16 protein-coding genes are annotated in these 22,935 nt (G+C 61.3%); 10 read left to right on the forward strand and 6 right to left on the reverse strand.

What is annotated here, in order from left to right:
- Positions 1 to 8: 8 nt before the first annotated feature.
- From AC07VU_RS23875 to AC07VU_RS23885, 3 genes are read right to left on the reverse strand one after another with little or no spacing between them, the layout of a single operon-like run.
- Positions 9 to 1,304, reverse strand: a complete 1,296-nt coding sequence (locus tag AC07VU_RS23875; RefSeq protein ID WP_277589251.1) for a cytochrome c — start codon at positions 1,302 to 1,304, stop codon at positions 9 to 11.
- Positions 1,301 to 3,595, reverse strand: a complete 2,295-nt coding sequence (locus AC07VU_RS23880; RefSeq protein WP_495030591.1) for a xanthine dehydrogenase family protein molybdopterin-binding subunit — start codon at positions 3,593 to 3,595, stop codon at positions 1,301 to 1,303. The genes AC07VU_RS23875 and AC07VU_RS23880 overlap by 4 nt, the downstream gene beginning before the upstream one ends.
- Positions 3,592 to 4,065, reverse strand: coding sequence for a (2Fe-2S)-binding protein (locus AC07VU_RS23885; RefSeq protein ID WP_123363376.1), 474 nt, complete (start codon positions 4,063 to 4,065; stop codon positions 3,592 to 3,594). The genes AC07VU_RS23880 and AC07VU_RS23885 overlap by 4 nt, the downstream gene beginning before the upstream one ends.
- Positions 4,066 to 4,422: 357 nt before the next feature.
- Between AC07VU_RS23885 and AC07VU_RS23890 the strand changes: the two genes are divergently transcribed.
- The 6 genes from AC07VU_RS23890 (at position 4,423) to AC07VU_RS23915 (ending at position 17,666) form a co-directional block, all read left to right on the forward strand.
- Entirely contained in the window at positions 4,423 to 5,835 is a 1,413-nt protein-coding gene (locus AC07VU_RS23890; RefSeq protein ID WP_495030592.1) for a TolC family outer membrane protein, read from the forward strand.
- Positions 5,836 to 5,967: 132 nt separating this feature from the next.
- The gene (locus AC07VU_RS23895) at positions 5,968 to 8,106 is read left to right on the forward strand and encodes a type I secretion system permease/ATPase (RefSeq protein ID WP_495030593.1); all 2,139 of its coding nucleotides are present in this window, start codon (positions 5,968 to 5,970) and stop codon (positions 8,104 to 8,106) included.
- A gap of 92 nt (positions 8,107 to 8,198) precedes the next feature.
- A complete protein-coding gene (locus AC07VU_RS23900) occupies positions 8,199 to 9,626 on the forward strand; it encodes an HlyD family type I secretion periplasmic adaptor subunit (RefSeq protein ID WP_101338545.1) in 1,428 nt (475 codons plus the stop codon).
- Positions 9,627 to 9,901: 275 nt separating this feature from the next.
- Entirely contained in the window at positions 9,902 to 10,408 is a 507-nt protein-coding gene (locus AC07VU_RS23905; protein ID WP_495030594.1) for a DUF5625 family protein, read from the forward strand.
- A gap of 34 nt (positions 10,409 to 10,442) precedes the next feature.
- Positions 10,443 to 17,021 (forward strand): SPM autocatalytic domain-containing protein, encoded by a 6,579-nt coding sequence (locus AC07VU_RS23910; protein ID WP_495030595.1) that lies wholly within the window; start codon positions 10,443 to 10,445, stop codon positions 17,019 to 17,021.
- Between the two features lie 378 nt (positions 17,022 to 17,399).
- Entirely contained in the window at positions 17,400 to 17,666 is a 267-nt protein-coding gene (locus AC07VU_RS23915) for a bacteriocin immunity protein (protein WP_274300163.1), read from the forward strand.
- 80 nt (positions 17,667 to 17,746) lie between these two features.
- Here the strand turns inward: AC07VU_RS23915 and AC07VU_RS23920 are convergent, their stop codons facing one another.
- Positions 17,747 to 18,232: a hypothetical protein gene (locus AC07VU_RS23920; protein WP_274300164.1), complete on the reverse strand. Its 486-nt coding sequence runs from the start codon at positions 18,230 to 18,232 to the stop codon at positions 17,747 to 17,749.
- 435 nt (positions 18,233 to 18,667) lie between these two features.
- Between AC07VU_RS23920 and AC07VU_RS23925 the strand changes: the two genes are divergently transcribed.
- Positions 18,668 to 18,859 carry a DUF6124 family protein gene (locus AC07VU_RS23925; protein ID WP_492571088.1) on the forward strand — a complete coding sequence of 64 codons (192 nt, stop codon included), beginning with the start codon at positions 18,668 to 18,670 and terminating at the stop codon, positions 18,857 to 18,859.
- Between the two features lie 686 nt (positions 18,860 to 19,545).
- On the opposite strand, the gene AC07VU_RS23930 is transcribed toward AC07VU_RS23925, so the two are convergent.
- Positions 19,546 to 20,205: a P-loop ATPase, Sll1717 family gene (locus AC07VU_RS23930; protein WP_495030604.1), complete on the reverse strand. Its 660-nt coding sequence runs from the start codon at positions 20,203 to 20,205 to the stop codon at positions 19,546 to 19,548.
- Positions 20,168 to 21,049 carry a P-loop ATPase, Sll1717 family gene (locus AC07VU_RS23935; protein WP_495030596.1) on the reverse strand — a complete coding sequence of 294 codons (882 nt, stop codon included), beginning with the start codon at positions 21,047 to 21,049 and terminating at the stop codon, positions 20,168 to 20,170. The genes AC07VU_RS23930 and AC07VU_RS23935 overlap by 38 nt, the downstream gene beginning before the upstream one ends.
- 128 nt (positions 21,050 to 21,177) lie before the next feature.
- Here AC07VU_RS23935 and AC07VU_RS23940 point away from each other — a divergent pair, with 128 nt between their 5' ends.
- Genes AC07VU_RS23940 through AC07VU_RS23950 form a run of 3 tightly spaced genes read left to right on the forward strand, consistent with a single transcriptional unit; the run spans position 21,178 to position 22,908 of the window.
- Positions 21,178 to 21,393 (forward strand): hypothetical protein, encoded by a 216-nt coding sequence (locus AC07VU_RS23940; protein WP_495030597.1) that lies wholly within the window; start codon positions 21,178 to 21,180, stop codon positions 21,391 to 21,393.
- Positions 21,390 to 21,881 carry a sigma-70 family RNA polymerase sigma factor gene (locus tag AC07VU_RS23945; protein WP_274304093.1) on the forward strand — a complete coding sequence of 164 codons (492 nt, stop codon included), beginning with the start codon at positions 21,390 to 21,392 and terminating at the stop codon, positions 21,879 to 21,881. Before AC07VU_RS23940 ends, AC07VU_RS23945 begins: the two co-directional genes overlap by 4 nt.
- 43 nt (positions 21,882 to 21,924) lie before the next feature.
- Positions 21,925 to 22,908 carry a FecR family protein gene (locus AC07VU_RS23950; RefSeq protein ID WP_495030598.1) on the forward strand — a complete coding sequence of 328 codons (984 nt, stop codon included), beginning with the start codon at positions 21,925 to 21,927 and terminating at the stop codon, positions 22,906 to 22,908.
- Positions 22,909 to 22,935: the final 27 nt, after the last annotated feature.

The following is a 22,935-nucleotide window of genomic DNA, read 5'->3' on the forward strand; positions in this document are numbered from 1 at the left end:
GGAGCAGGTCAGCCCGGAGGCAGGCTGGCGCGTATCTGGCTGACGCGTTGTTTCACGTCTTTCCAGGGTGCCTGGCCCGCCAGATCCTGGCGCAGGAAGCGCAGCAGGTCGGCGATCTGCTGGTCGTCGAGGCTGTAGCGAAAGGCCGGCATGTAGCCCAGCGCTGGGTTGGCCGGTTGGGCGATGCCTTCGAGGATCACGCGGATCGCGTTGTCGGGGCTGTCGGCGTAGAGGTTGCTGTTGAGGGCCAGGGAAGGGCGCACGCCGGTCAGGGTCGGGCCTTTTTCCTGGGCGTGGCAGGCCATGCAGGCCCCCGAGAACAGGCGGGCGCCGGGGGAGCTTAGGGGCTCGGTGCGTTGCTCGGCCTGGTGGTTCAGGGTGGTGGCGCTGGCTTGCGGGGTGCTGGCCGGCTGCAGGCTGGACAGGTAATGGGCGATGGCCTGCAGGTCGGCGTCCGGCAGTTGCGCCAGGCCTTCGTGGATCACCGGCGCCATCGGGCCGGCGGCGACGCCATGGCGCGGGCTGTAGCCGTGGCGCAGGAAGTCCAGCAGGTCCTGTTCGGTCCAGGCCAGCGGGGCATTGCCGCCGACCAGGGCATGGGCGCTCCAGTCTTCGGCAACGCCGCCGCTCAGGTGGCGCCGGCCGCCGCGTTCGCCAAACAGCGGGTCGCGGGGCGAGTGGCAGGCGCTGCAATGCCCCAGGCCCTCGCTCAGGTAGGCGCCACGGTTCCACTGGGCACTGCGCCCGGGGTCGTCGGCCATGGCGCCGGGCCTGAGGTAGAGCCAGTTCCAGGCGAGGATGCCCGGGCGGATATTGAAGGGGAAATGCAGGTCGGTCGGCGGTGGCTGGTGGCGGACCGGCGGCTGGCTCATCAGGTAGGCGTAGAGCGCCTTGAGGTCTTCGTCGCGGGTCTTGGTGAAGGCGGTGTAGGGGAACGCCGGGTACAGGTAGCGCCCGCTGCGGTCGATGCCGTGGCGCATGGCGCGCTCGAAGGCCGGATAGGACCAGCTGCCGATCCCCGTCTCGGGATCGGGGGTGATGTTGGTGCTGTACAGGGTGCCGAACGGGATGCGCATGGCCAGGCCGCCCGCGTTGCGTGCCCCGCCCGGTGCGGTATGGCAGACCGCGCAATCGCCCACGGCCGCCAGTTGCTCGCCCCGGGCGACTTGCTCATGGCTGAAGTACTGGGTGTCGTGATTGTCCAGCGGCGCGATGGCCGGCTGCCAGCTGAGAAAGGCGCCTGCGGTGGCAACCAGGCTCAAGGCGGTCAGGCTCCAGCCGGCGATGCTCTTGAATTTGCTCATGGGCGGGCCTCCTGGCCAGGGCGGTCAGTCTCGGGAGCTCGCTGCAAGGCTTGCAACACCCGCTCCGGGGTAAAGGGCACTTGCCGCAGGCGCACGCCGACCGCGTCGAAGATCGCGTTGGCGATGGCCGCCGCGCTGGGTACCGAGGCCGATTCGCCGGCGCCCATGGACGGTTCTTCCGGGCGGTCCAGCAGCTGCACATCCACCTCGGGCAATTCGTCGAAGCGCAGGATCGGATAGCCGCCCCATTCCAGGGAGGTGCTGCCGGAGCGGTCGAAGCTGACGTATTCCTTGAGCACCCGGCTGCACGACTGGACGATATTGCCGTGCACCTGGTGACGCACGCCGGCCGGGTTGACCATGCGCCCGCAGTCGTGGCTGACGAAGATCTTGTCCAGGCGAATCTGCCCGGTGCGCCGGTTGACGCTCAGGTCGCAGACCCACGCGGCCCAGGCGGCGCCGAAGCCGGGGAACTTGCTGTGGAAATAACGGGCATAGGCAAAACCCCGGCCCTTGGCCCATTCCTGCGAGGCCGGCGCCGGGTAGCGGTGGGCGCTGCCGTCCTGCCAGTCGGCCTGTTTTTTCAGCGCCGCGATCAGCGCCAGGGCGCGCGGGTCATCCAGGTAGCGCAGGCGGAAGGCGATCGGGTCCTGCTGGGCGATGTAGGCCAGCTCGTCGATCCAGGATTCGTGGGCGAAGACATTGGGCTGCGCGGAAACCCCGCGCATCCACGAGGCGCGGACGATCGGCGCGGCGTCCTGGCAGACGATGCGCATCTGTGGAAAGCGGTATTGCGGGATCGCCGTGCGGTCGCCCATCTGCTGGATGTCGGGGCGGTTGGCGACGGTGCCGGTGAGCAACAGCGCCAGGGTGCGGGCGTTGTTCGAGGGGTAGCAGGTTTTCAATTCGTAGGCGGCCACTTCTCGTTTACCGTCGAGGCCACCGCGGACCTGCATCAGTTGCGCGGTGCCCTTGGGTTCCCAGCCGGCTTCCTGTTCGCGCATCAGTTGCACCCGCACCGGGCGCCCGACCGCCTGGGAGAGCAGGGCGGCGTCGGCGGCCACGTCATCGGCGCAGTTGCGTCCGTAGCAACCCGAGGCCTCCATGCGGTTGATCTGTACCTGTTGCGGCGCGCGTCCCAGCAACAGGGCGATGTCCTTGCGCAGGTCATGGGGGTTCTGGCTGCCGGTCCAGACCTCGGCGCGCTCGGCGTCGACCATCGCCACCGCGCAGGACGGGCCGATGGAGGCATGCAGGTGATAGGGCCAGACATAGTCGACATTGAGCGGGCTGTTGAGCTTGCCCAGGCTGCTGTCGATGCCGGGATCGTCGCGCAGCACGCGATCCTGCTTGGGGTGGGCCAGGAGCGTTTCACGCAGGATGTCCGGCCGCAGGTCGGGCAGCGCGTCCCAGGGTTTCCACTGGACCTTGAGCTGGCGCATGGCGTCGATGGCCTGCTCCTCACGCTCGGCGACGATGCCGACAAAGTCACCGATCACCACCAGTTTGACGATGCCCGGCAAGTGCGCGATGGACGCCGCGTCCACCGCGATCAGTGCGTGGCCCAAGGGCGCGCTGGCGTCGGCGCCGGGGTAGGGCGGGCGTACCACGCGGCCGTGGAGCATGTCGTCCAGGCGCAGGTCGTGGACATAGGTCAGCTGGCCGGTGACCTTGGCCGGGATGTCCACGCGCGGGGTGGACTGGCCGACATAGCGACCGGCGCCGACCGCCTTGAGTTCGACGCGCGGGTCCAGGGGCAGGTGCAGGTCCTGCCCGCGGGCCAGTTCGGCGTAGCTCAGGCGCCGTTTGGGGCGAGCTCTGGCGTAGATCTGTCCGCGCTCGACCCGCAACCCGGCAATCGGTTGGTCGAGGATTTCCGCTGCGCCTTCCAGCAGCCACTGGCGCAACTGGGCGGCGGCCTGGCGCAGGGGCAGGGCGCTGACCTGGAGGGTCGCGCTGGCGATGGTCGGGCCCTGGTCCGGGGTTCTGGCGGTGTCGCCGAGGATCATCCGCACTTGCTCGAAGTCGACATCCAGTTCGTCGGCGACGATCTGTGCCAGCGCGGTGCGTACCCCGGTGCCGAGATCGACATGACCGCAGAACGCGGTGACGTGGCCGTCGGCGTCCAGGGCGATAAAGCTGTCGACGTGGTCCGGCGTCGGGTCCGCTGGCAATGCGCTCGAGTTAAGAATCTCGGCCGTGGCCAGCAAGGGTTTGGACAGCAGGGTGCTGATCATGATCAGGCCGCCGGCCTGGAGCAGGCGGCGACGGGTCAACGGCAAGTCGTTCATGGTTGCCCCCGCTCTGCCAGCAGTTGGCGGGCTCGTGCCGCCGCTTGCAGGATCTCGAAGTGCGCGCCGCAGCGGCAGAGGTTGTAGGCCAGCTCGTTCTTGATTCGTTGCTCGTCGGCCTCGGGTTCGCGCTCGAACAGCGCCACCAGGGTCATGATCATGCCGTTGCTGCAGTAGCCGCATTGCGCGGCCTGCTCATCGATGAACGCCTGTTGCACCGGGTGCGGGCGCTCTTCCTGCACCAGGCCTTCCAGGGTGGTGACGTGTTTGCCTTGCACGCTGGACAGCGGCAGGGTGCAGGAGCGGGCGGCGATGCCGTCCACCAGCACCGTGCAGGCGCCGCATTGGCCCAGGCCGCAGCCGTACTTGGGGCCATTGAGGCCGAAGTCGTTGCGCAGGGCATACAGCAATGGGGTGTTCGGCGGCAGCTGATCCAGTAAAAGGTGGCGGCCGTTGAGGGTAAAAGTCATGGCAGCTTGGGTCCTGTGGGTGAGTGGCGTGGCGCGCGACATGCGCGACAGCGGTCAGGGCAGGTTTGAGCCGGCAACGGGCTTATTGTCAGGGGCTGGACAACAAGGTGGCGCTCAGGTGCTGTGCAGATTGGCGGGGGCGAAGCATGCGGGGTTTATGGTGGGTCGATAAATAAGACGATTCTGGTTTTTTGTAGGCCTAAGCCAGGGAGTAATTCGGTTTTATCTGATCCGATGCCTGAGAAAATGATGGCTAGTAGCCATAATTGTCGCTTGTGACAGCCTTGGTCACGGCGTAGGATGCGCGCCCTGATCAGCCTGGCTGAACCGTTTTACCCGAATGCGACATGGATTGTTATGACCCACTCCCCCCGTTTTTTCTCGCCGTTGCTCATCCTGGCAATGGCGACGATGCCGGCTTTCGCCGATCCCGGTGCCCAGCGCGCCGAGCTGCTGCAGGTTTACCGCCAGGCCGTCGAGCATGACGCCCAGCTGTCCGCGGCCCGCCACGAGTACCAGGCCCAGCGTGAAAGCATCCCCCAGGCCCGGGCCGGTTTGCTCCCCACACTCAATGCAGGCAGCACCGTGGAATCGGTGCGTCTGGAGCGCGATGAGCCTGGCCTGACCCGCACGCGCAGCACCAGGGTATTCCAGGCCAATCTCAACCAGCCGCTGTTTCGTGCCGATCGCTGGTTTCAACTGGAGGCCGCCCATGCCAGCACCGCCCAGGCCGAGCTTGAATTGGGCGCGAAGGAGCAGGGGCTGGTGCTGACCACGGCCCAAGCCTATTTCGAAACCTTGCGTGCCCTGGACCTGCTCGCCGCCTCCAAGGCCGAGGAAGCGGCGCTCAAGCGCCAGCAGCAACAGGCCCAGGCCCGCCTGGAAAATGGTGCCTCGAGCATCACCGATGTGCTCGACGCCCAGGCCGCCCATGACAACGCCGGGGCCAATCGCAAACTCGCCGAGCGCAAGGTCGACGATGCCTTCGAGGCCTTGTCCCGCCTGACCCGCCAGGACTATTCGACGATCGAGGGCATTCAGCATCAATTGCCGGTGGAGCTGCCGGTGCCCAATGATGCCAACGAATGGGTCAGCCGCGCGGTGCGCCAGAACCTGGCGTTGCAGGCCAGCAGTTACGCGGTGATTGCCGCCGAACAGACCAACCGCCAGCGCAAGGCCGGCTATGCGCCGACCGTCGATGCGGTGGCGTCCTGGCGCAAAGGTGAAAACGACAGCTTCGGCTACAGCAACCCCACCGATTTCGGGCGCGATGGCTATCGGGGCAATGTCACGCAGAGCAGCATCGGCCTGGAGCTGAATATTCCGTTGTACTCCGGCGGCATGACCCGCTCGCAGGTGCGCGAGGCGACCGAGCGGCTGGCCCAGAGTGAAGACGAGCGCGAGGACCGTCGCCGCGAAGTGGTGCAGAACACGCGCAATTTCTACCGCGCGGTGAATTCCGATATCGAGCAGGTCATTGCCCGGCGGCAGACGATTCGTTCCGGCCAGGCCTCGGTCAAGGCCAACCAGGTAGGGCGGGACCTGGGCTCGCGTAACACCGCGGATGTGCTCAATGCCCAGCGTCAGCTGTACAGCGCGGTGCGTGAGTACAACAACGCGCGCTACGACTACATCATCGACACCCTCAAGCTCAAGCAGGCGGCGGGAACCCTGAGCCCGAAGGACCTGAGCGACCTGGCGATGTACCTGACGAAAGACTACGACGCCGATCGGGATTTCCTGCCACCGCAGGAGCGCAAGGCGCTCTGACGGGTGACTCATACAGCTGAGTGAAATAAATCTCAATCAATGATGTCGTATTGATACTAATTGTTTCTTGTTTGATATAACATCTTGAAATATTAGGACTTTACGGCCGCAGCGCGGCATGCATGGAAGCTTATGAGCGAACAAGGAAGGGGCGCCGAGTCGCCCACGCCAGACACTGGCCTGGTCTGTCTGGTGATGCTGGCCCGGTTTCATTCGGTGGCGGCGTCCGCCGAGCAACTGGCCCATGAATTCGCTCCAGAGAACCAGCCGTTCACCCAGCGCGAACTGCTGCTCGCCGCCCGCAAGCTGGGGCTCAGGGCCAAGTCGGTCAGCACCTCCATCGCGCGCCTGGAGCGCACGCCATTGCCGGCGATCGCGGCCGATGGCGACGGCAGGTTTTTCATCATTGCCAGGCTGGACCAGGGCCAGGCGCTGATCCAGGACCCGCGTGCGGATCGGCCTGAGGTGATCTCCTTCGAAACCCTGGCCGCGCGCTGGACCGGCGAGCTGGTGCTGCTGCGTTCCGAAGCCGGGTTGCCGGGGGAAACCTCGCGGTTCGATTTCACCTGGTTCATTCCCGCCATCGTCAAATACCGCAAGTTGCTGGGCGAGGTGCTGCTGGTGTCCTTTGCCCTGCAGCTGTTTGCCCTGGTGACGCCGTTGTTTTTCCAGGTGGTGATGGACAAGGTGCTGGTGCACCACGGGCTGACCACCCTGGATGTCATCGCCGCCGGGTTGCTCGGCATCATGCTGTTCGAGTCGGCCTTGAGCGGTTTGCGCAGCTACGTGTTCGCCCATACTGCCAGCCGTATCGATGTGGAGTTGGGCTCGCGCTTGTTCCGCCATCTGATCAACCTGCCGCTGGCGTATTTCCAGGCGCGCCGGGTCGGCGATTCGGTGGCCAGGGTGCGTGAGCTGGAGAACATCCGCAGCTTCCTGACCGGCAACGCCATTACCTTGTTGCTGGACGTGCTGTTCTCGCTGGTGTTCATCCTGGTGATGTTCTACTACAGCGGCTGGCTGACCCTGGTGGTGCTGTTGTCGCTGCCGCTGTATGTGCTGGTCTCGCTGTTTGTCACCCCGCTGCTGCGCGCCCGCTTGCAGGACAGTTTCACCCGCGGCGCGGAGAACCAGGCGTTCCTGGTGGAGACGGTGAACGGCATCGACACGGTGAAATCCATGGCCGTCGAGCCCCAGGCGATTCGCAAGTGGGACAACCAGATGGCGGCTTATGTCGCGGCCGGGTTCAAGACCCAGACCTTGTCTACCATCGCCAACGAGAGCGTGTCGCTGATCGGCAAGCTGGTCACGGTGGCGACCCTCTGGCTGGGCGCCCGGCTGGTGATCGACGGACAGCTTTCGGTGGGCGAGCTGATCGCCTTCAACATGCTGGCCGGCCGGGTCAGCGGCCCGATCATGCGCCTGGCGCAGTTGTGGACCAGCTTCCAGCAGACCGGTGTTTCGGTGCAGCGCCTGGGCGATATCCTCAACACCCGCACCGAGCTTTCCCAGGCCACCCGCAGCGCCTTGCCGCCCCTCAGGGGGCAGATCGAATTCGACCAGGTGCATTTCCGTTATCGCGCCGACGGCTCGGAGATCCTGCGCGGGATCAACCTGCAGATCGCCGCCGGCGAGGTGATTGGCGTGGTGGGGCGTTCCGGCTCGGGCAAAAGCACGCTGACGCGCCTGCTCCAGCGCCTGTACGTGCCCGAGCGTGGACGGGTGCTGGTGGATGGCATGGACCTGGCGCTGGCGGACGTGTCCTCGCTGCGCCGGCAGATCGGCGTGGTGTTGCAGGACAACATGCTGTTCAACCGCAGCATCCGCGAAAACATCGCCCTGAGCGATCCGGGCGCGCCGCTGGAAACGGTGATGCATGCCGCCAGCATGGCCGGGGCCCACGAATTCATCCTGGAGTTGCCCGAAGGCTACGACACCATGGTCGGGGAGCATGGCACCTCGCTGTCCGGTGGCCAGCGGCAACGCATCGCCATCGCGCGGGCCTTGATCGGCAACCCGCGGATCCTGATTTTCGACGAGGCCACCAGTGCGCTGGACTATGAGTCCGAACGGATCATCCAGCAGAACATGCAAAGCATCTGCGCCGGGCGCACGGTGATCATCATCGCTCACCGGTTGTCGGCGGTACGCGACGCCAATCGCATCCTGGTGGTCGACCGCGGGCAGATCGTCGAGCAGGGCAACCATGCCGAACTGCTGGCGCACCAGGCCGGCCACTATTCGCGCCTGCACCGTATGCAGCAGGGCTGAACAGCGCCCGATTCACAGGTTATTTGTTCGGCCAGCTCCCTCGCCGCAGGGGGCGGGGCTGGATGCCATCCGGATTCAAGGACCGATTGCCCATGAGCGCCACTCCTTCGTTATTGCAGCGCTACCGCGACGCCTGGCAGCACGCCTGGCGCCAGCGCAAAAGCATGGACAGCGTGCAGCGCCTGCCCCATGAGGCGCAGTTTTTGCCCGCCGCCCTGGAGTTGCAGGACACCCCCGTGCACCCGGCGCCGCGGATCTTTATCTGGAGCATCCTCGGCTTTGCCGTGCTGGCCTTGCTGTGGGCCTTTATCGGCAAGATCGAAGTGGTGGCGGTGGCGCCGGGCAAGATCGTGCCCAATGGCAAGACCAAGCTGATTCAGTCCAGCGAAACGGCGGTGGTCAGGGCGATCCATGTCAGTGACGGCCAGGCGGTGAAAGTCGGCGAGCTGCTGGTGGAACTCGACCCGACGGCGGCGGATGCCGACGTCAGGCGGATCCAGAGCGAGTTGCTGGCGGCCCGCGTCGACAGCGCCCGTGGCGCGGCCATGCTCGATGCGATCAACCAGCAACAGCCACCGGCCTCGCTGCTCGGCCCGCTTGCCAACGCCGGCGCCAACGCCAACCCGGAGCAGGTGCAGAGCGCCCAGCGCTGGTTGCAGGGGCAGTACCAGGAGTACCGCAGCAACCTGGAACTGGTGGACGCGGAAATCCTCCAGCGCAGCGCCGAAATCCAGTCGGCCCAGGCCCAGGTGGCCAGCCTGCGGCAAACGGTGCCGATCGCCACGCAATTGGCCGAGGACTACCGGCGGCTGCTGGAGCAACAGTACGTGGCGCGCCATGAGTACCTGGAAAAGGAGCAGGCGCGTCTCGACCTGCTGCGCCAGCTGAGCGTGCAGCAGGCCAGTGTCTTGCAGTCCACCGCCGCCCAGGCTGAAGCGCGGCGCCGGCGCGAAGGCGTGGTGGCGCAGAACCGCCGGGCCATGCTCGACCTGCAACAGGAAGCCAATCAGAAAGCCGCGAGCCTGGTCCAGGAACTGGCCAAGGCCCGTTACCAGGAAACCCTGACCAGCCTCAAGGCCCCGGTGGACGGCACCGTGCAACAACTGGCGATCCACACCGTCGGCGGCGTGGTCACCCCGGCCCAGCCGCTGATGGTCATAGTGCCCGCCGACCAACCGGTCGAAGTCGAAGCGATGCTGGAAAACAAGGACGTGGGCTTCGTCCGCGCCGGCCAGCCGGTCACGGTGAAAGTGGAAACCTTCACCTTCACCAAGTACGGCACCGTCGACGGTGAGGTGCTGAATGTCTCGAACGACGCCATCGAAGATGAGAAGCGCGGGCCGATCTACAGCAGCCGCATTCGCCTGAAGTCCGATCACCTGATGGTCAATGGCCAACGCGTGGCACTGTCGCCGGGCATGTCGATCACCGCGGAAGTGAAGACCGACCAGCGCCGGGTGATCGACTACTTCCTGAGCCCCTTGCAACAGCATGTGGATGAGAGTTTGCGCGAGCGCTAGGACGGTTGAAGTGAAGTTCCCGGCGTATCGCCTTCCAGGAAAAGATGCCTCTTGTTCTTAAGCCATATTTGCTGGTGATCTGCCTTGGTATATGGCAGCTGCTTCGGAGTTTTAGTGCACTGGTCCTGGTTGTGGGCTTTTGTTATTGCATTGTTCTTGTGCTTGCCTCTCCAGGTACTTGCTGGAAATGGGATGACGGGAAGGTTCAAGTGGTAGTTGAATTTGTTGGGGACAAGGGCGGGCAAGTTTATTAAAACTTTCGGGGAGAGTAGGTCATGCATGGACTGATCAGTGTTTTGCGTAGCGGAGTTTTAGGTGCTGTATGTTTTTTGCTGACCGCCTGTTCCGCACCTGTATCAATAGTAAAACCCCTGGATGTCTCTCGGGCGGAGCAGTCCGCCAGTGCGGAGTTTGTGGTCAGGAAGACCGGTGACTACAGATTCGCCTTGCTGTTTACCAAAAAAGACAGCCTGCCCGAGATACTCAGACAGATTGAAGTCTGGGGAAACTATGGCGTTGATGGAGTGGCTATCCCCATCCATCTTCGGGTCTTGAAAGACGGCCAGGTATTCTTTGAAAAAAGCTTGATAACAGTAGGTGTCCAATGGGGGCAGACGTTTGACTATGAGGGGAGGCGTTTGAATACCGCGGTAAGGCTGATCAAGACGTTGGAACTTTCACCTGGAAGTTACTCGGTTGAAGTCAGCACACTCGGTGACCTGGAAGCGTTCCGGGGTATCGAGGGGTTTGTAGAGTTTTCTTATTACGATCCAAAGCATTGAAGCATTGTGGTGAGCTTTTTTAAGGAGCTGGAAGTTGGAGAAGAAGTACAGTGTGACTTATAAGGTCGCAAAGGCAGGCGCGGAGTACGTCTATCAGCAGGATAAAGCGGATCACAAGGCAGGCGATAGCCACTCATCGACAGGGGGGCATATGTGGTATGCCTTGAGCGATGGGGTAGGCGAAAGCGCCAGTTATGGCTTTGAATCAAAGTTCGATGAGATGCGCGGGCCAGGGCAAGTAGGCCGGCATGACAATGCGGGCTACAAGGAAACGGTCTATGAAGTTAGCGTGGCATTGACCGAGGCTCAATATAAAAGTTTGCTGGCTTTCTCGGAGAATCCCGCGTCCGGCGGATTTGATAACACGCGTTATAGGCTTCTAACCAATAGCTGCGTGGATTTCGTATATGCCTCGCTGAAGTCCATTGGTTTTAATGGCGAGGGTTTCGAGGGCGCTCTTTTTCCGGCGGATAACATAAAGCCGGTCAACAATCTTCTGCATACGTATGGCGCCCAGATCATTCGTGACGACTTGACCCGTCACGGCGAATATTATGAAGCGAAAGATGGCCAGCAATGTTTATGGCTTGGCGTGGGTGATGTCTCTACTGCCCCTCAGACACCCGGCCTGATCAACATCGACATCAACCCATCCCCCCAACCCCAACAACACATCCAGGGCGAAAGCAAAGCCCAGCAGGACGTCGCCAACGGCTATATCCAGAACGCCGCGACGCACAATATCTTTGCCGTTGGCGGCATTCTCAACAAAACCGACTTCACCTCGACCCAGATGGCCAGCCTGGCCTCGGGCGGTATTCGTCCCGGTGAGATGCAGCTCGACCCCAATGCCCGGCCCAACACCTACCTGTCGAATTTCTACCAGACCCCGGACAGCACCAAGCCGGACTTCAGCCTGCGCAATGCCGTGACCCTGAACGGCCTGTCGGCCATGACCACCTTCAACACCTACGTCGACCCGCTGCTGCTGGACCTGACCGGCAACGGCGTGCACATGACCGACATCCGTGACGGCGTGCTGTTCGACACCGACCACAGCGGCACGCTCAAGCGCAGCGGCTGGGCCGATCGCAGCACCGGCATGCTGGTGATCGACGATGGCAGCGGCCAGATCAAGGACGTCAGCCAGATGTTCTCCGAGTACTACGGCGGCAAGGCCGGCGTGAACGGCGCGGCGGGCGAGGCGAAGTTCAAGGACGGTTTTGCCGCCCTGGCCAGCGAGGACGGCAACAAGGACGGTGTGATCGATCAGCGCGATCCGATCTGGAGCAAGCTGCGGGTCTGGGTCGATGGCACCCATGACGCGAAAGTCGATGCCGGCGAACTCAAGACCCTGGCCGAGCTGGGCATCACCCAGATCAATGTGCGGGCCGCGGCGTCCACTCAAACCGAAGTGCGGGACGGCAACCGGGTGCTCGCCACCGGTTCGTTCACCATCAATGGCAAGAGCCAGGAAGCGCTGGCGGTGGATTTCCTCGGTGACCCGGTCAGCAACACCTTGAGCGCCCAGGGCGCGGGCACCAAGGTGACCTCGACCAGCAACGGCATCACCACCACTGCCTATGCCAGCCAGAGCACCACGGGCGAAACCCTGGACGCCGCGCAGTTGGGCGTGGGCAACCTGTACGGCGGCAGCGGCAACGACACGCTGATTGCCGCGCCGGCCGGTGGCTGGCTGGTGGGTGGCGGCGGCAGCAACACCTATGTCGGCGGCAAGGGCGACGACGTGTTTGTGGTCAGCGCCTCGGATGAAATGAAGAACATCCACGGCAACGGCGGCCACGATACGGCGATCGTCGTCGGCGACAAAGGCGTGGTGCTGAACATGGCCCAGGCCGGCCTGACCATTGCCCAGGGCGGCAGCGGTGACGACACGATCATGAGCGGCGGCAACGGCAGCGCCTTCATCAAGGGCGGTTCCGGCAATTCGACCCTGGTGGGCGGTGGCGGCAGCGACGTGCTGGTCGGTGGCAGCGGCCACAACACCATCATCGGCGGCAGCGGCAAGGCGGTGATCTACGCCGGGCCCCAGGGCGACGTGATCTACGCCGCCGAAGGCGGCAGCATCATTCACGCCGGTGGCGGCGCCGACCGGATTTTCGGCGGCGCGGGCAATGATGTGATCGAAGTCGGCCACGGCAACGCAACCATCGACGGCGATGGCGGGATCAACCTGGTGACCCTGCACGGCAACCATGGCGACTACCGCATCACCCGCACCGCCAGCGGCTATGAGGTGGCCGACAAGGTCGCCGGGCGCGACGGTACGGTGACCCTGAAAAATATCCAGAAGCTGAATTTCTCGGATATCTCGGCGGTCGATCTGCAAACGCCTAATGCCATGCCGGTGGCCGATGTGTTGAGCCTCGACCAGGACGGCAAGGCCTTCAACCGGACCCAGCCTCACCGGGTTGCCGCGCAGAGCCTGCTGGCCAATGATCAACACCTCAACAGCCAGGGCGCGCTGCGCATCGCCAACGTCGGCGACGCGGTCGGCGGCACTGTCAGCCTCACGGCCCAGGGCGACGTGCTCTTCACTCCGGATGCCCACTACACCGGCCTGCTCAGCTTCAAGTACGGCGTGGTCGATGCCGCCGGCAACCTGTCGGCTTCGGTGGTGGACCTGAGCAGCGGGCAGACCGCGCCGATGCGCGCCGGGGTGACCTTGCTGACCCCGGAAGTGCCGCTGGACCCCTTGGCGGCCCAGGAGTGGTACCTGAGCGATACCAACGTGCTGCCGGTCTGGCAGGACTACACCGGCAAGGGCGTGCGCATCGGCCAGTTCGAGCCGGGCGGCCAGTTCGCCACCGCGCCCGAGATCTTCGACATCGCCCACCCGGACCTGGCCGCCAACGTCGACCAGGCCTGGCTGCAGACCCAGCAGAGCAACGGCAGCTTGCCGGGCCTGGTGTCCAACCACGCCACCATGGTGGCGGGGGTGATGGTCGCGGCCAAGAATGGCACGGGCGGAGTAGGGGTGGCCTACGGCGCGACGCTGGGCGGCTACTACCTGGCCAATAGCGGCGCCGACCTGGCCGGGCTGGGGCATATGGTCAGCTTCGACATTGCCAACAACAGCTGGGGCTTCACCAACGATTTCGCCCTCAGCAGCTTCCAGGACGGCTTCGTCAACACCGCCACGGCGCTGAGCATGAATGCCCAGTACGCCGCGAGTAACGGTCGCGGTGGCCTGGGCACGATCATTGTCGCGGCCGGCGGCAACAGCCGTGCAACCGGCGGCAATGCCCAGGGCTCCCTGACCAACAACAACCGCTTCTCGGTGGAAGTCGGCGCGATCAATGCCCAGGGTGACCTGTCGACCCTGCAAATCGGCTCCTCGCCGTTCTCCAACCCGGGCGCCAGCCTGCTGGTGTCGGCGCCGGGCAGCAACGTGGTGTCCACCAGCCATATGCTGGAAACCGACCGTGGCTCGACCTTCGGCAACGATTACACCAGCATGCAGGGCACCAGCTTTGCCGCGCCGATCGTCTCCGGCATCGTCGCGCTGATGCTCGAGGCCAACCCGAACCTGGGCTACCGCGACGTGCAGCAGATCCTCGCGTTGTCGGCGCGCAAGATCAACGATCCGTCCAGCCAGTGGAGCGACAACGCTGCCCACAACTGGAACGGCGGCGGCATGCATACCAGTAACGACTACGGCTTCGGCGAAGTCGATGCGCGGGCCGCGGTGCGCTTGGCCGAAGCCTGGATGACCCAGAGCACCGGCGCCAACGAGTATGTCTACAGCGCCTCTAGCGGCGCCCTGGGCAAGAACCTGGCGGCGGGGGGCACGCTGAGCACGTCCATCGCCATGAATGCCGGCCTCAATGTGGAGCACGTCGAGATCGATTTCGACGCCCAGGTGGGCCGCCTTGGAGACCTGACGCTCAAGTTGATCTCGCCCGACGGTACCCAGAGCGTCCTGCTCAACCGCCAGGGCAAGGTGCCGGACGGCATGCCGGGGGCAAGCGCCACGGACCTTGGCAGCACGCAGTCGGGATCGTTCAAATACACCTTCATGACGACCCATGACTTCGGCGAGCGCTCGGCGGGCAACTGGACCTTGCAGGTGAGCGATTCGGCCTCTGGCCTGCCGGTCACGCTCAATGCCTGGTCGCTGCGTTTGTACGGCAGCAAGAGCACCCCGGACGACACCTACTTCTACACCGACGAATACCTCAAGTCGGTGGTCGGGCATGCCAACCGTGGCGTCCTGGACGACGCGGTCAATGGTGTCGCGGGCGGGCGCAATACTCTCAACGTGGCGGCGGTGTCGGGGGATAGCTCGGTCAACCTGCTGACCGGTGTCGCCAGCATTGGCGGCGCGGCGTTGACGGTGAAAAATCCGCCGAGCATTCAGAACATCGTCACCGGCGACGGCAACGATGTGCTGGTGGCTGGCAATGCCGATGCCTTGCTCGACGGCGGGCGTGGCAACAACAGCCTGACAGGGGGCGCGGGCAAGGACTTCTTCGTGGTCCATCGCCGCGATGGCGGCAGCGATGTCATCAGCCACTTCGAGGCTGCCCGGGGCGAGATCATCGACCTGGTGGGTTTTGCCGGGAAGAAGTTCACCGACCTGGTGCTCAGCCAGCAAGGCGCGGACGTCAAGATCGACCTGGCCAAGGGCCAGAGCATTGTCCTGAAGAACCAGTCGCTGGCCGGGATCGGCGCGGCGAACTTCAAGTTCCAGGACACCTTTGTCGCCCCGACGGCCTACGTCAACAGCGACGCCTCGGCGGTCAAGCCGCAGGAAGGCCTGGGCACCGTGCTGCTCAACGGCGGCGGCAAGGGCGTGATGTACAGCAGCGACGCCCAGGGCAAGATGGTCGCTTCGCTGAGCGGCACTATCTACAGCCATGACAGCGCGACTTCGGATGTGTTCGTAGTGGCGGCCCAGTCGGGCGTCAAGGACTACAACAACGCCCTGCGCGGCTTCCGTCATGGCATCGACAAGATCGACCTGCGCCAGACCGGAGTGACCGATTTCAGCCAACTGACCATCGAGCACAAGAATCGCGCGACCCTCAACGGCCTGACGCAGATTCACGGGGTGTATGTGACGCGTACCGGCGCCCAGGGCGCCGACTCGAACGTCAACCTGCTGTACCTGGATGCGCTGGATGTGGCGCAGGTCAGTGCTTCGGACTTCATCTTCGCCGAGCATGCGCCGCAGGTGGTGGCGCCAGTCGGCCCGGTGGTGGCCCCGGTGGAACAGCCGACGGTGACTGTTCCGGGTACGCTGACGCCGATTGTCGAGCGTCCTGATGTCGACAAGCCTGTCGTGGTGCCGCCGCTGCCGCCTGTCGATCTGCATCCGACCGTCAGCGTTCCAGTGGTCGATCCGGTGCTGCAACCTTCGGTGACGATCCCGGACATCGCCCTGCCGGAACACAAGACGATCGAGCAGATCCTCGCCGAACGCGGTGTCGACCTGAATCCGAAAGTGCCGGAACACAAGACCGTCGACCAGATCCTGGCCGAGCGTGGCGGCAACCAGGGGCCGACGGTTCCCGAGCACAAGACCATCGAGCAGATTCTCGCCGAGCGCGGCATCGGTTCGTTGCAGCCTTCGAAGCTGCCGGATATCGGCCCGGTCGGGCGCGATCAAGGGGGACGCACGCCGGTGGATGTGCCGAGCCCGCGGCCGATTGTGATTCCCGATATCCCGGTGGTCGATACCAGCCATCGCGACCTGGATATTGTGAGTCGTCCGCGGGTTACTGTGCCCGATTTCCCGACGGCGTCGGACCCGCGGTTCAAGTTCGATGATCCGGTGCCATCGGTGACTGACACCGAGGATTTCTCGTTCGCGTCGATTCGCGACAGAATCCGTTCGCGTCCGACACCCACCACCGTGGACCCGGTGACCAGCTCGTCGCGCGACCCGCTCACGCTGAGCCCGTTGCCGAGCGTCGATCCCGCGCCCGTGGCCAGCGATCCCAACACCATGACGGTCAAGGGCTTCTTCGCCAACGTCAGCCTGGGCGACGAAAGCAAGACCATCAACGTCGAGGCCTCGAGCGCCAAGCTGGTGGCCGGCAACGGTGACAACAAGGTCAACGTGACGGGCAGCCGCGCCGAGATCACCCTGGGCAACGGCAACAACGTGATCGCCGGCGACATCAACAAGCTCACGGTCGGCCATGGCAACAACAGCATCACCGACAGCGGCTCCTTCGCCACGGTGAAGCTGGGCGATGGCAACAACAAGGTGCTGGTCAGCGGCAGCATGCCCACCGTGGAAGTCGGGCACGGGGTCAACGACCTCGAGTTCAGCGGCAGCATGGGCCAACTGGTGTTCGGCCAGGACATCAGCCCCGAGCGCCTGTGGTTCCAGCACGAAGGGCAGGACCTGCAGATCTCGGTGATCGGCAGCCAGCAGGAGGTCACGCTGCACAACTGGTACGCCGCGACCCCCGAGCGTCCACGGGACATCATGACCGGCGACCGTCACCGGTTGCTGGGCAACGATGTGGAAAACCTGGTCCAGGCCATGGCGGCGTTCGCGCCGGCAGCCCCGGCGACCATGACCTTCGGCGCGGCCGAGCAACAGGCCTTGCAACCTGTGCTGGCGGCCAACTGGACGTGATCGCGCAAGCTTGACCGGTAACAGGGCCCGCGATGCTTGTCGCGGGCTTTTGCCGCTCTCGTTCGGGAGCGGTTCTTTTCTCATTCCCCTGTCTCGATAAAACCGGTGTTGAAGTCCTGCAACGGGGCTGCCGCCAGGTCGCCGACATTTCCCATATCGACCCACTCAATGGCCGCATCGTCAGCACCTCTCGCGACCGGACAGGCCCCGGCTGGAATGGAGTCCAGACTACAGGTCATTCAGACCTATCAACGTTAATCTAAGAGTTTTCCAGGTTTCCAGGGCGGGGGCGATTCGCCAGCTTGGGAGACTTCGCGCTGGGCATGCCAGTGACGAAGTCTTCTTGGGGGAAACAGGAAACGACCTGGATGAGTGGGGATGTCCCGGATTGAGGATTACACCGAGAATGAGTTCCTGCAGCTCATCAACGAGTTCTTCAGTGAGACCAACAATCTCGAGGGGGCCAAGCTCGAAAAATACCTGAGCAGGCTAGCCGCTCATTTCGAAGCAATCACAAGGCACCCCGCCGGTTACGGACTCATTTATTACCCGGACCAGAACGGCATAGAGGATAGTCCTGAGGCTGTTCTGAATGAGGTAAAAGCCTGGCGCGCGGCTAATGGGTTGCCTGGGTTCAAACGGTGATGTCTCGATCCAGGGATCTTAACGAAGCCGATAAGAGACAGGTCCAAAGGACTTGCCTCTACCTATCCGGAATCTGGTGCTCAGGGGATGAGTTTCCCGAGTAGTGAGCCAATCAACGCACCAATAGCGCCGGCAAGTGCGGTCCACCAACGTTTGTCCTTCTGATGTTCAAGTGCTCGTGAGTGGAGATTCACCGCGGTATCCACAAGCGCCTTGATATCTGAGGAGGGTAAAGGTAGTCGGGAGACTCGAGTACTTTTTTTCGAAGCGTCGAGCTTTTGATAATCCTCCAGGCTCAGCACTCGCTCAGCATCTACATCGTATCGGCGGGGAAACTGCCGGCGCCACACCAAGGAAGCCTTTTCCCTGGCGCCGTCCAGGCGAAAGAATTCAGGGTGTTCAATGAAAATGGTTTTCCATTTTTCGGAGTCGTTTTTATCTGCTGATATTCGATCAGCCCATTCTTCGAACGACAGCTTATAGAACTTGTACACCGACATCACTTGAATCGCGGCGATCACATCGCCCAGTCGGGATGAGTCCTTCAGATATGGTGACGTTGCCATGATGCCTCCGAGGTGATGGACATGAGCTGCGTTACTAACGATAGCTGTCACTTTGATATTATCTAGCAGCCCTCGTAACTGCGATGACTATGGAGTTGTGTTCGGGCAGTTGTATCGGGAGTGTAAATCCGTGGCGCACATTGATCCGCTTAACAGGCCTGACTGACCAACTCTGGTTGGACGATATGAACGTGCACAGCCGATAAATGAAGTGCCGAACTCTCTTGGGCCTGGCCGGCCGAACGGTATGTTGTTGCGGAATATTTTCGCCTACTGCCCATCCTGAGTGATGGTTGTCAGAGAGCTGTGGGAGTAGCTGATTTGGGTCGAAATCTGAGGCTGTTTCAGATTTGCCTGGGGAGCGCTCGATCCCCTTTGTTGTGCTCGCTACCTTAGTTCGCGTGGTGCTAACGGGTAGGTAAGCCCTAGATACACCTGAGTACCGAAGAAGCCCTGAGCAACGCTTGCGAAATCCTCGAGTCCGCAGCAAGCGCCACTTATCAATCTATCGACGATATGCTTGTGACGAGCCGCAAGGTGGTACTGGCAGGCGTGCGCTTGATCGAGATGACGCAGGTGCTAGTGGAGGCGGTGTTGGCGAGGGAAGAGGGGAGTGGGCGTAGGTAGTTATTAAAGAGCCTCGCGGATGCGGGGCTCTTTTTTATAGAGAGTTGAGTGTGCTAGCAGAAAATTTCTGTAAGTTGCTGTTTGTCGGTTGTTGGCCTAGAGGGGACTGTCAGAAGTTTTGTGTTCGGGCAATAACTTATGAAAAAGGTGCATGTATGCCAATGAAAAAGAAACCGGCTCGGCCCGGCTATCGCCCAGAACACCGCTGATACGATGGGCTGCCTGGCCTGAGCTGCCAGCGCCTGCTACTTATCGCGCTTCGCTGGAGCCGCTAGGGGCAGATGTCTCATTGATACGAGTGGGAGGGAGGCGAGCGCATAAGTAATGTAGACCTCCTCGTGCATGTCGTTTTTTTAGCGATAGACCTTAGGGGAGGGTTGGTTTAGAGGCCGGTTTTGCGTTGTTACGGTTGAAGAGAACAGGTTCGACGGACGAAATGTGCATATTAACTCTGGTAGGAGGTGGTGAGGTGCTTGAGGGATGTGAACGGTATTTTTAGATATTTTGTTTTTAAGATGGTGGTGTTTTTGCATTTGATTGATATGGGGTAATTGAATAGTAGGTGGCTTGTTTTTTATGGTAATGATTGGCTGTTGTGATGGGGGATTTCATGGGGAGGCGGACCCCATGGGGTCCGCTGGTGTTTTGTGATGTTGATATTTGTATTTTTATGTGGGTAAGTTTAGTTATTTTATTCTTAGCACGTCTCTGTAGCTTGGGTGTACTTCCCAAGACATTCCATCATCAAGATTGACGTTGGAGGTAAGTAGGTTTGGTCGTTCCTCGTGGCGTATGAAGCCCAAACCTGTAACGTTAGTTTCATCTCGGGCTGCAATAAAGCCACATCTGAAAAGGAAGTGTGCTACAGATAGAGCTCCTTTTTCAGCGCTTATTCCATCAATTGCAGGGATGCCGATCCGTTTGATTACTTTATCTGTTATGTGATTGGTTAACTGATTGGTGGTGAAGCGATAGACTCCGCCACTGAAAGACTCAATAATTTCCTGCAACATCGGGCATTGATGGCGATGCTCTTTGTATAGGTCGCTAACACGGAATTTTCCGTATGTTCTTAGAACTTCTTTGATGTGTCCCATAGAAATGTGGGAGTAGGCTTTGTCATATGCGTCACGACTGGCGAGTTTGCATAATTGAGCTGCCCATCTAGGTCGTCCGGCTGACAAAATATGAATTGGTCTGAAGGAATCTAATGGCCGGCCAGACCAATGAAATGGCTCCTTGAATATGATCTTTCGAATCTTCGCTCCATCAGTTTCAGGGCGTAAGGATGTGAATTTTGGGTCGTCACTATAATAAATAACGAGAGAAATAGCTGCTAATTTTATTTTCTAAAATTCGCCCTGTTTCTGTTGTACTCCAGGCCAAGTCAAGCATGTACTGTTCACATTTGTCTAGTGCTTCATCATGTTGGGCCAGTACGGACCATACATCACTTCTGACAGACGCACGAATGCAAAGACCTTTCACAGAGCTTATTAGGTTTCGGCATGCGCTGAAGAATGTGCTTGCCTTAAGACGTTCATGTTCAGTGTTGACAAAAGTAGCGTCTACATCATCAACAAATAGCCATACGGTTACATCTTTGTTTTCAAGTACTCGTTGAAGTACGGCGTGAGAGTCAGTTGCTTTAAGTCTTGTACGTTCGATTTCAGCCCCCAAGCCTTTTATTTTAAGCCTGTCAAATAAAGCACTTACAATGTTTCTGTTTCTAAAGCCTGCGATCTCTGCTGACTCAATTAATAGCATTGAATCATCGGTAAATCCAAATTGTAATGCTGCTCCCAATTCTAAGTTTATTTGTGAGCAGATTCGTTGTTGCCAGCCATAGAGTAATTCATCGGGTGAGCTTGACTTTACATCTTGCATGGCTATTAGGTCTGCAGCTTTGACATATATTAATATGTCTCCTGTCTTCTTTTCTTGTTGTAGATACATTGTCTGTTTTAGTAAGGCTGACTTTCCCACACCTTTCCTTGATCTGACGAATGAAAGCCGAGTGTTGGTTGAATAAAATCGCTCAAACTCTGGCTTGCCTAAAAAGTAACTATTTAATACTTCGAGGTCTTCGTCGTCGCCAGCTTCGTTTCCAAATAGTTCTGGATTAATTAGATCGCTGCGCTTTGAATTTGAAATATTCTTACTGTTTTGAGTAGGGGGTGAAGCGCTCATTTTTACGTCCTTGATATTGGTTTTTGTAAGGTTTATGGTTGAGCTAGAGTTGTTTGTTATAATTAATTATTATTATGATAAGCTTCTCGGCGAACTATTTTGGCAGAGCGTTGGAAGAGCAAAAATGCATGTCTTTAATGGTCTATTGGTTGATGACGCTAGCAAATAGCCATCCTGGTGTCCAACCCCTTGAGTTTTCTGTTGAGGAAATTCGAATCATGACTCATGGGGGAGAGAAGAATCAGCTGATCAAGCATTCATCTCATTGCAAGCTTGAACCAATTGCCGCCTTTAATAAGAAGCATTACTATTCACGCCTCCCCACCCTCAGCACACTGCAATGACCCCCAAGCCGCCTCGCCGACCAGGCTTTTTCGAGCACTACGAAGAGTTGATCGGCACCTGGACGCGTCGGCTGAAGAACCGTTCGCAGGCGGAAGACCTGGCCCATGACACCTTTGTCCGGGTGCTGGAGTCGGATGCGGCGGCGGTGCAGCAGCCGCGGGCGTATCTGCACCAGACGGCGCGTAATATCGCGGTGGATGCCTATCGCCGCGAGGATCGGCGCGGCGCCATGGAGGCGGTGTATCCAGTTGCGTCGCCCAGCGGCGACCCGGAGCATTTCATGCATGCGATCCAGCTGGCTGATTCTATCGAACGGGCCCTTGGCGAGTTGCCGTTGAACTGCCGCAAGGTGTTTGTCTGGCAGAAGCTCGAAGGCCTGACCCAGGCCGAGATTGCCGAGCGCCTGGGGCTGTCAAAAAACATGGTGGAAAAGTATATGATCCGCACCCTGCGGCATCTGCGCGAGCGCGTGGACGGGCCGCGCTGATGAATGCCATGACTTTTTCACCCCCAGCCCAACAGGATGTTCCATGACGCAGACTCGTGAGTACGCGTGCGGGCAGGCGACGGTTCGCGATGAGGCGGCGCTGTGGTTTGTGCGCCTGCAAGAACCGGCGATCGATGCCGAGGAGCGGCAGCGTTTCGACGCCTGGCTGGCGCAGCACGAGGCGCATCGGGATGAATTCCAGCTGCTGCACACCCTGTGGGCGGCCACGGATCGGGTGCCCAAGGCGCGTTTGCAGGCGCTATGCGCAACCCCGAGCCCGAGCATCAGGCGTCGCCCGCTGTTGCGTTACGCGGTGGCGGCCAGTGTGCTGGCGGTGGCCGTGGGCCTGGGGTTGTTCAGCGGCCTGAACCAGCCTGCCGGGTACAGCGCCGAGTTCGCCACGGCCCCGGGCGAGCGCCGCCATGTGGCCTTGCCCGATGGTTCCCAGGTCGACCTGAACAGCCGTAGTCGCTTGCGGGTGCGTTATGAAAAAGGCCTGCGCAGCGTCGAGTTGAGCGAAGGCGAGGCAATGTTCAGTGTCGAGCACGACAGCAGCCGGCCCTTCGTGGTGGCGGCCGGGCCCGGCAAGGTCACGGTCACCGGCACGCGCTTCGATGTGCGCCGCGACGCCAGCCAGACCCGGGTGGCGGTGGAGCAGGGCACGGTGCGGGTGCAGGGGCGCGATGCCGCCGACAGCGACTTCGTCAACCTGACCGCGGGCCTGGGCACCGCGGTCGATGCCCGGGGCCAGGTGGCCGCGGCCTACGCGGTCGATCCCCAGGCGCTGACCGCCTGGCGCAGTGGCAAGCTGGTGTTCAACAACGCCAGCCTCAACGAGGTGGCCGCCGAGGTGTCGCGTTATCGCGACCAGCCGCTGCGGGTCGGCAGCGAGGCGGTGGGCAGGCTGCGCCTGACCAGTGTGTTCAAGGCCGACGACACCGACGCGCTGCTCAAGGCCTTGCCGAGCATCCTGCCGGTGGCGGTGAAGACCCACGCCGACGGTAGCCAGGAAATAATTGCGCGATAGATTCAGGTTTTTTTCGAGCTCTTCGTC

It is taken from the genome of Pseudomonas sp. GW821-FHT02B10, assembly GCF_059421865.1.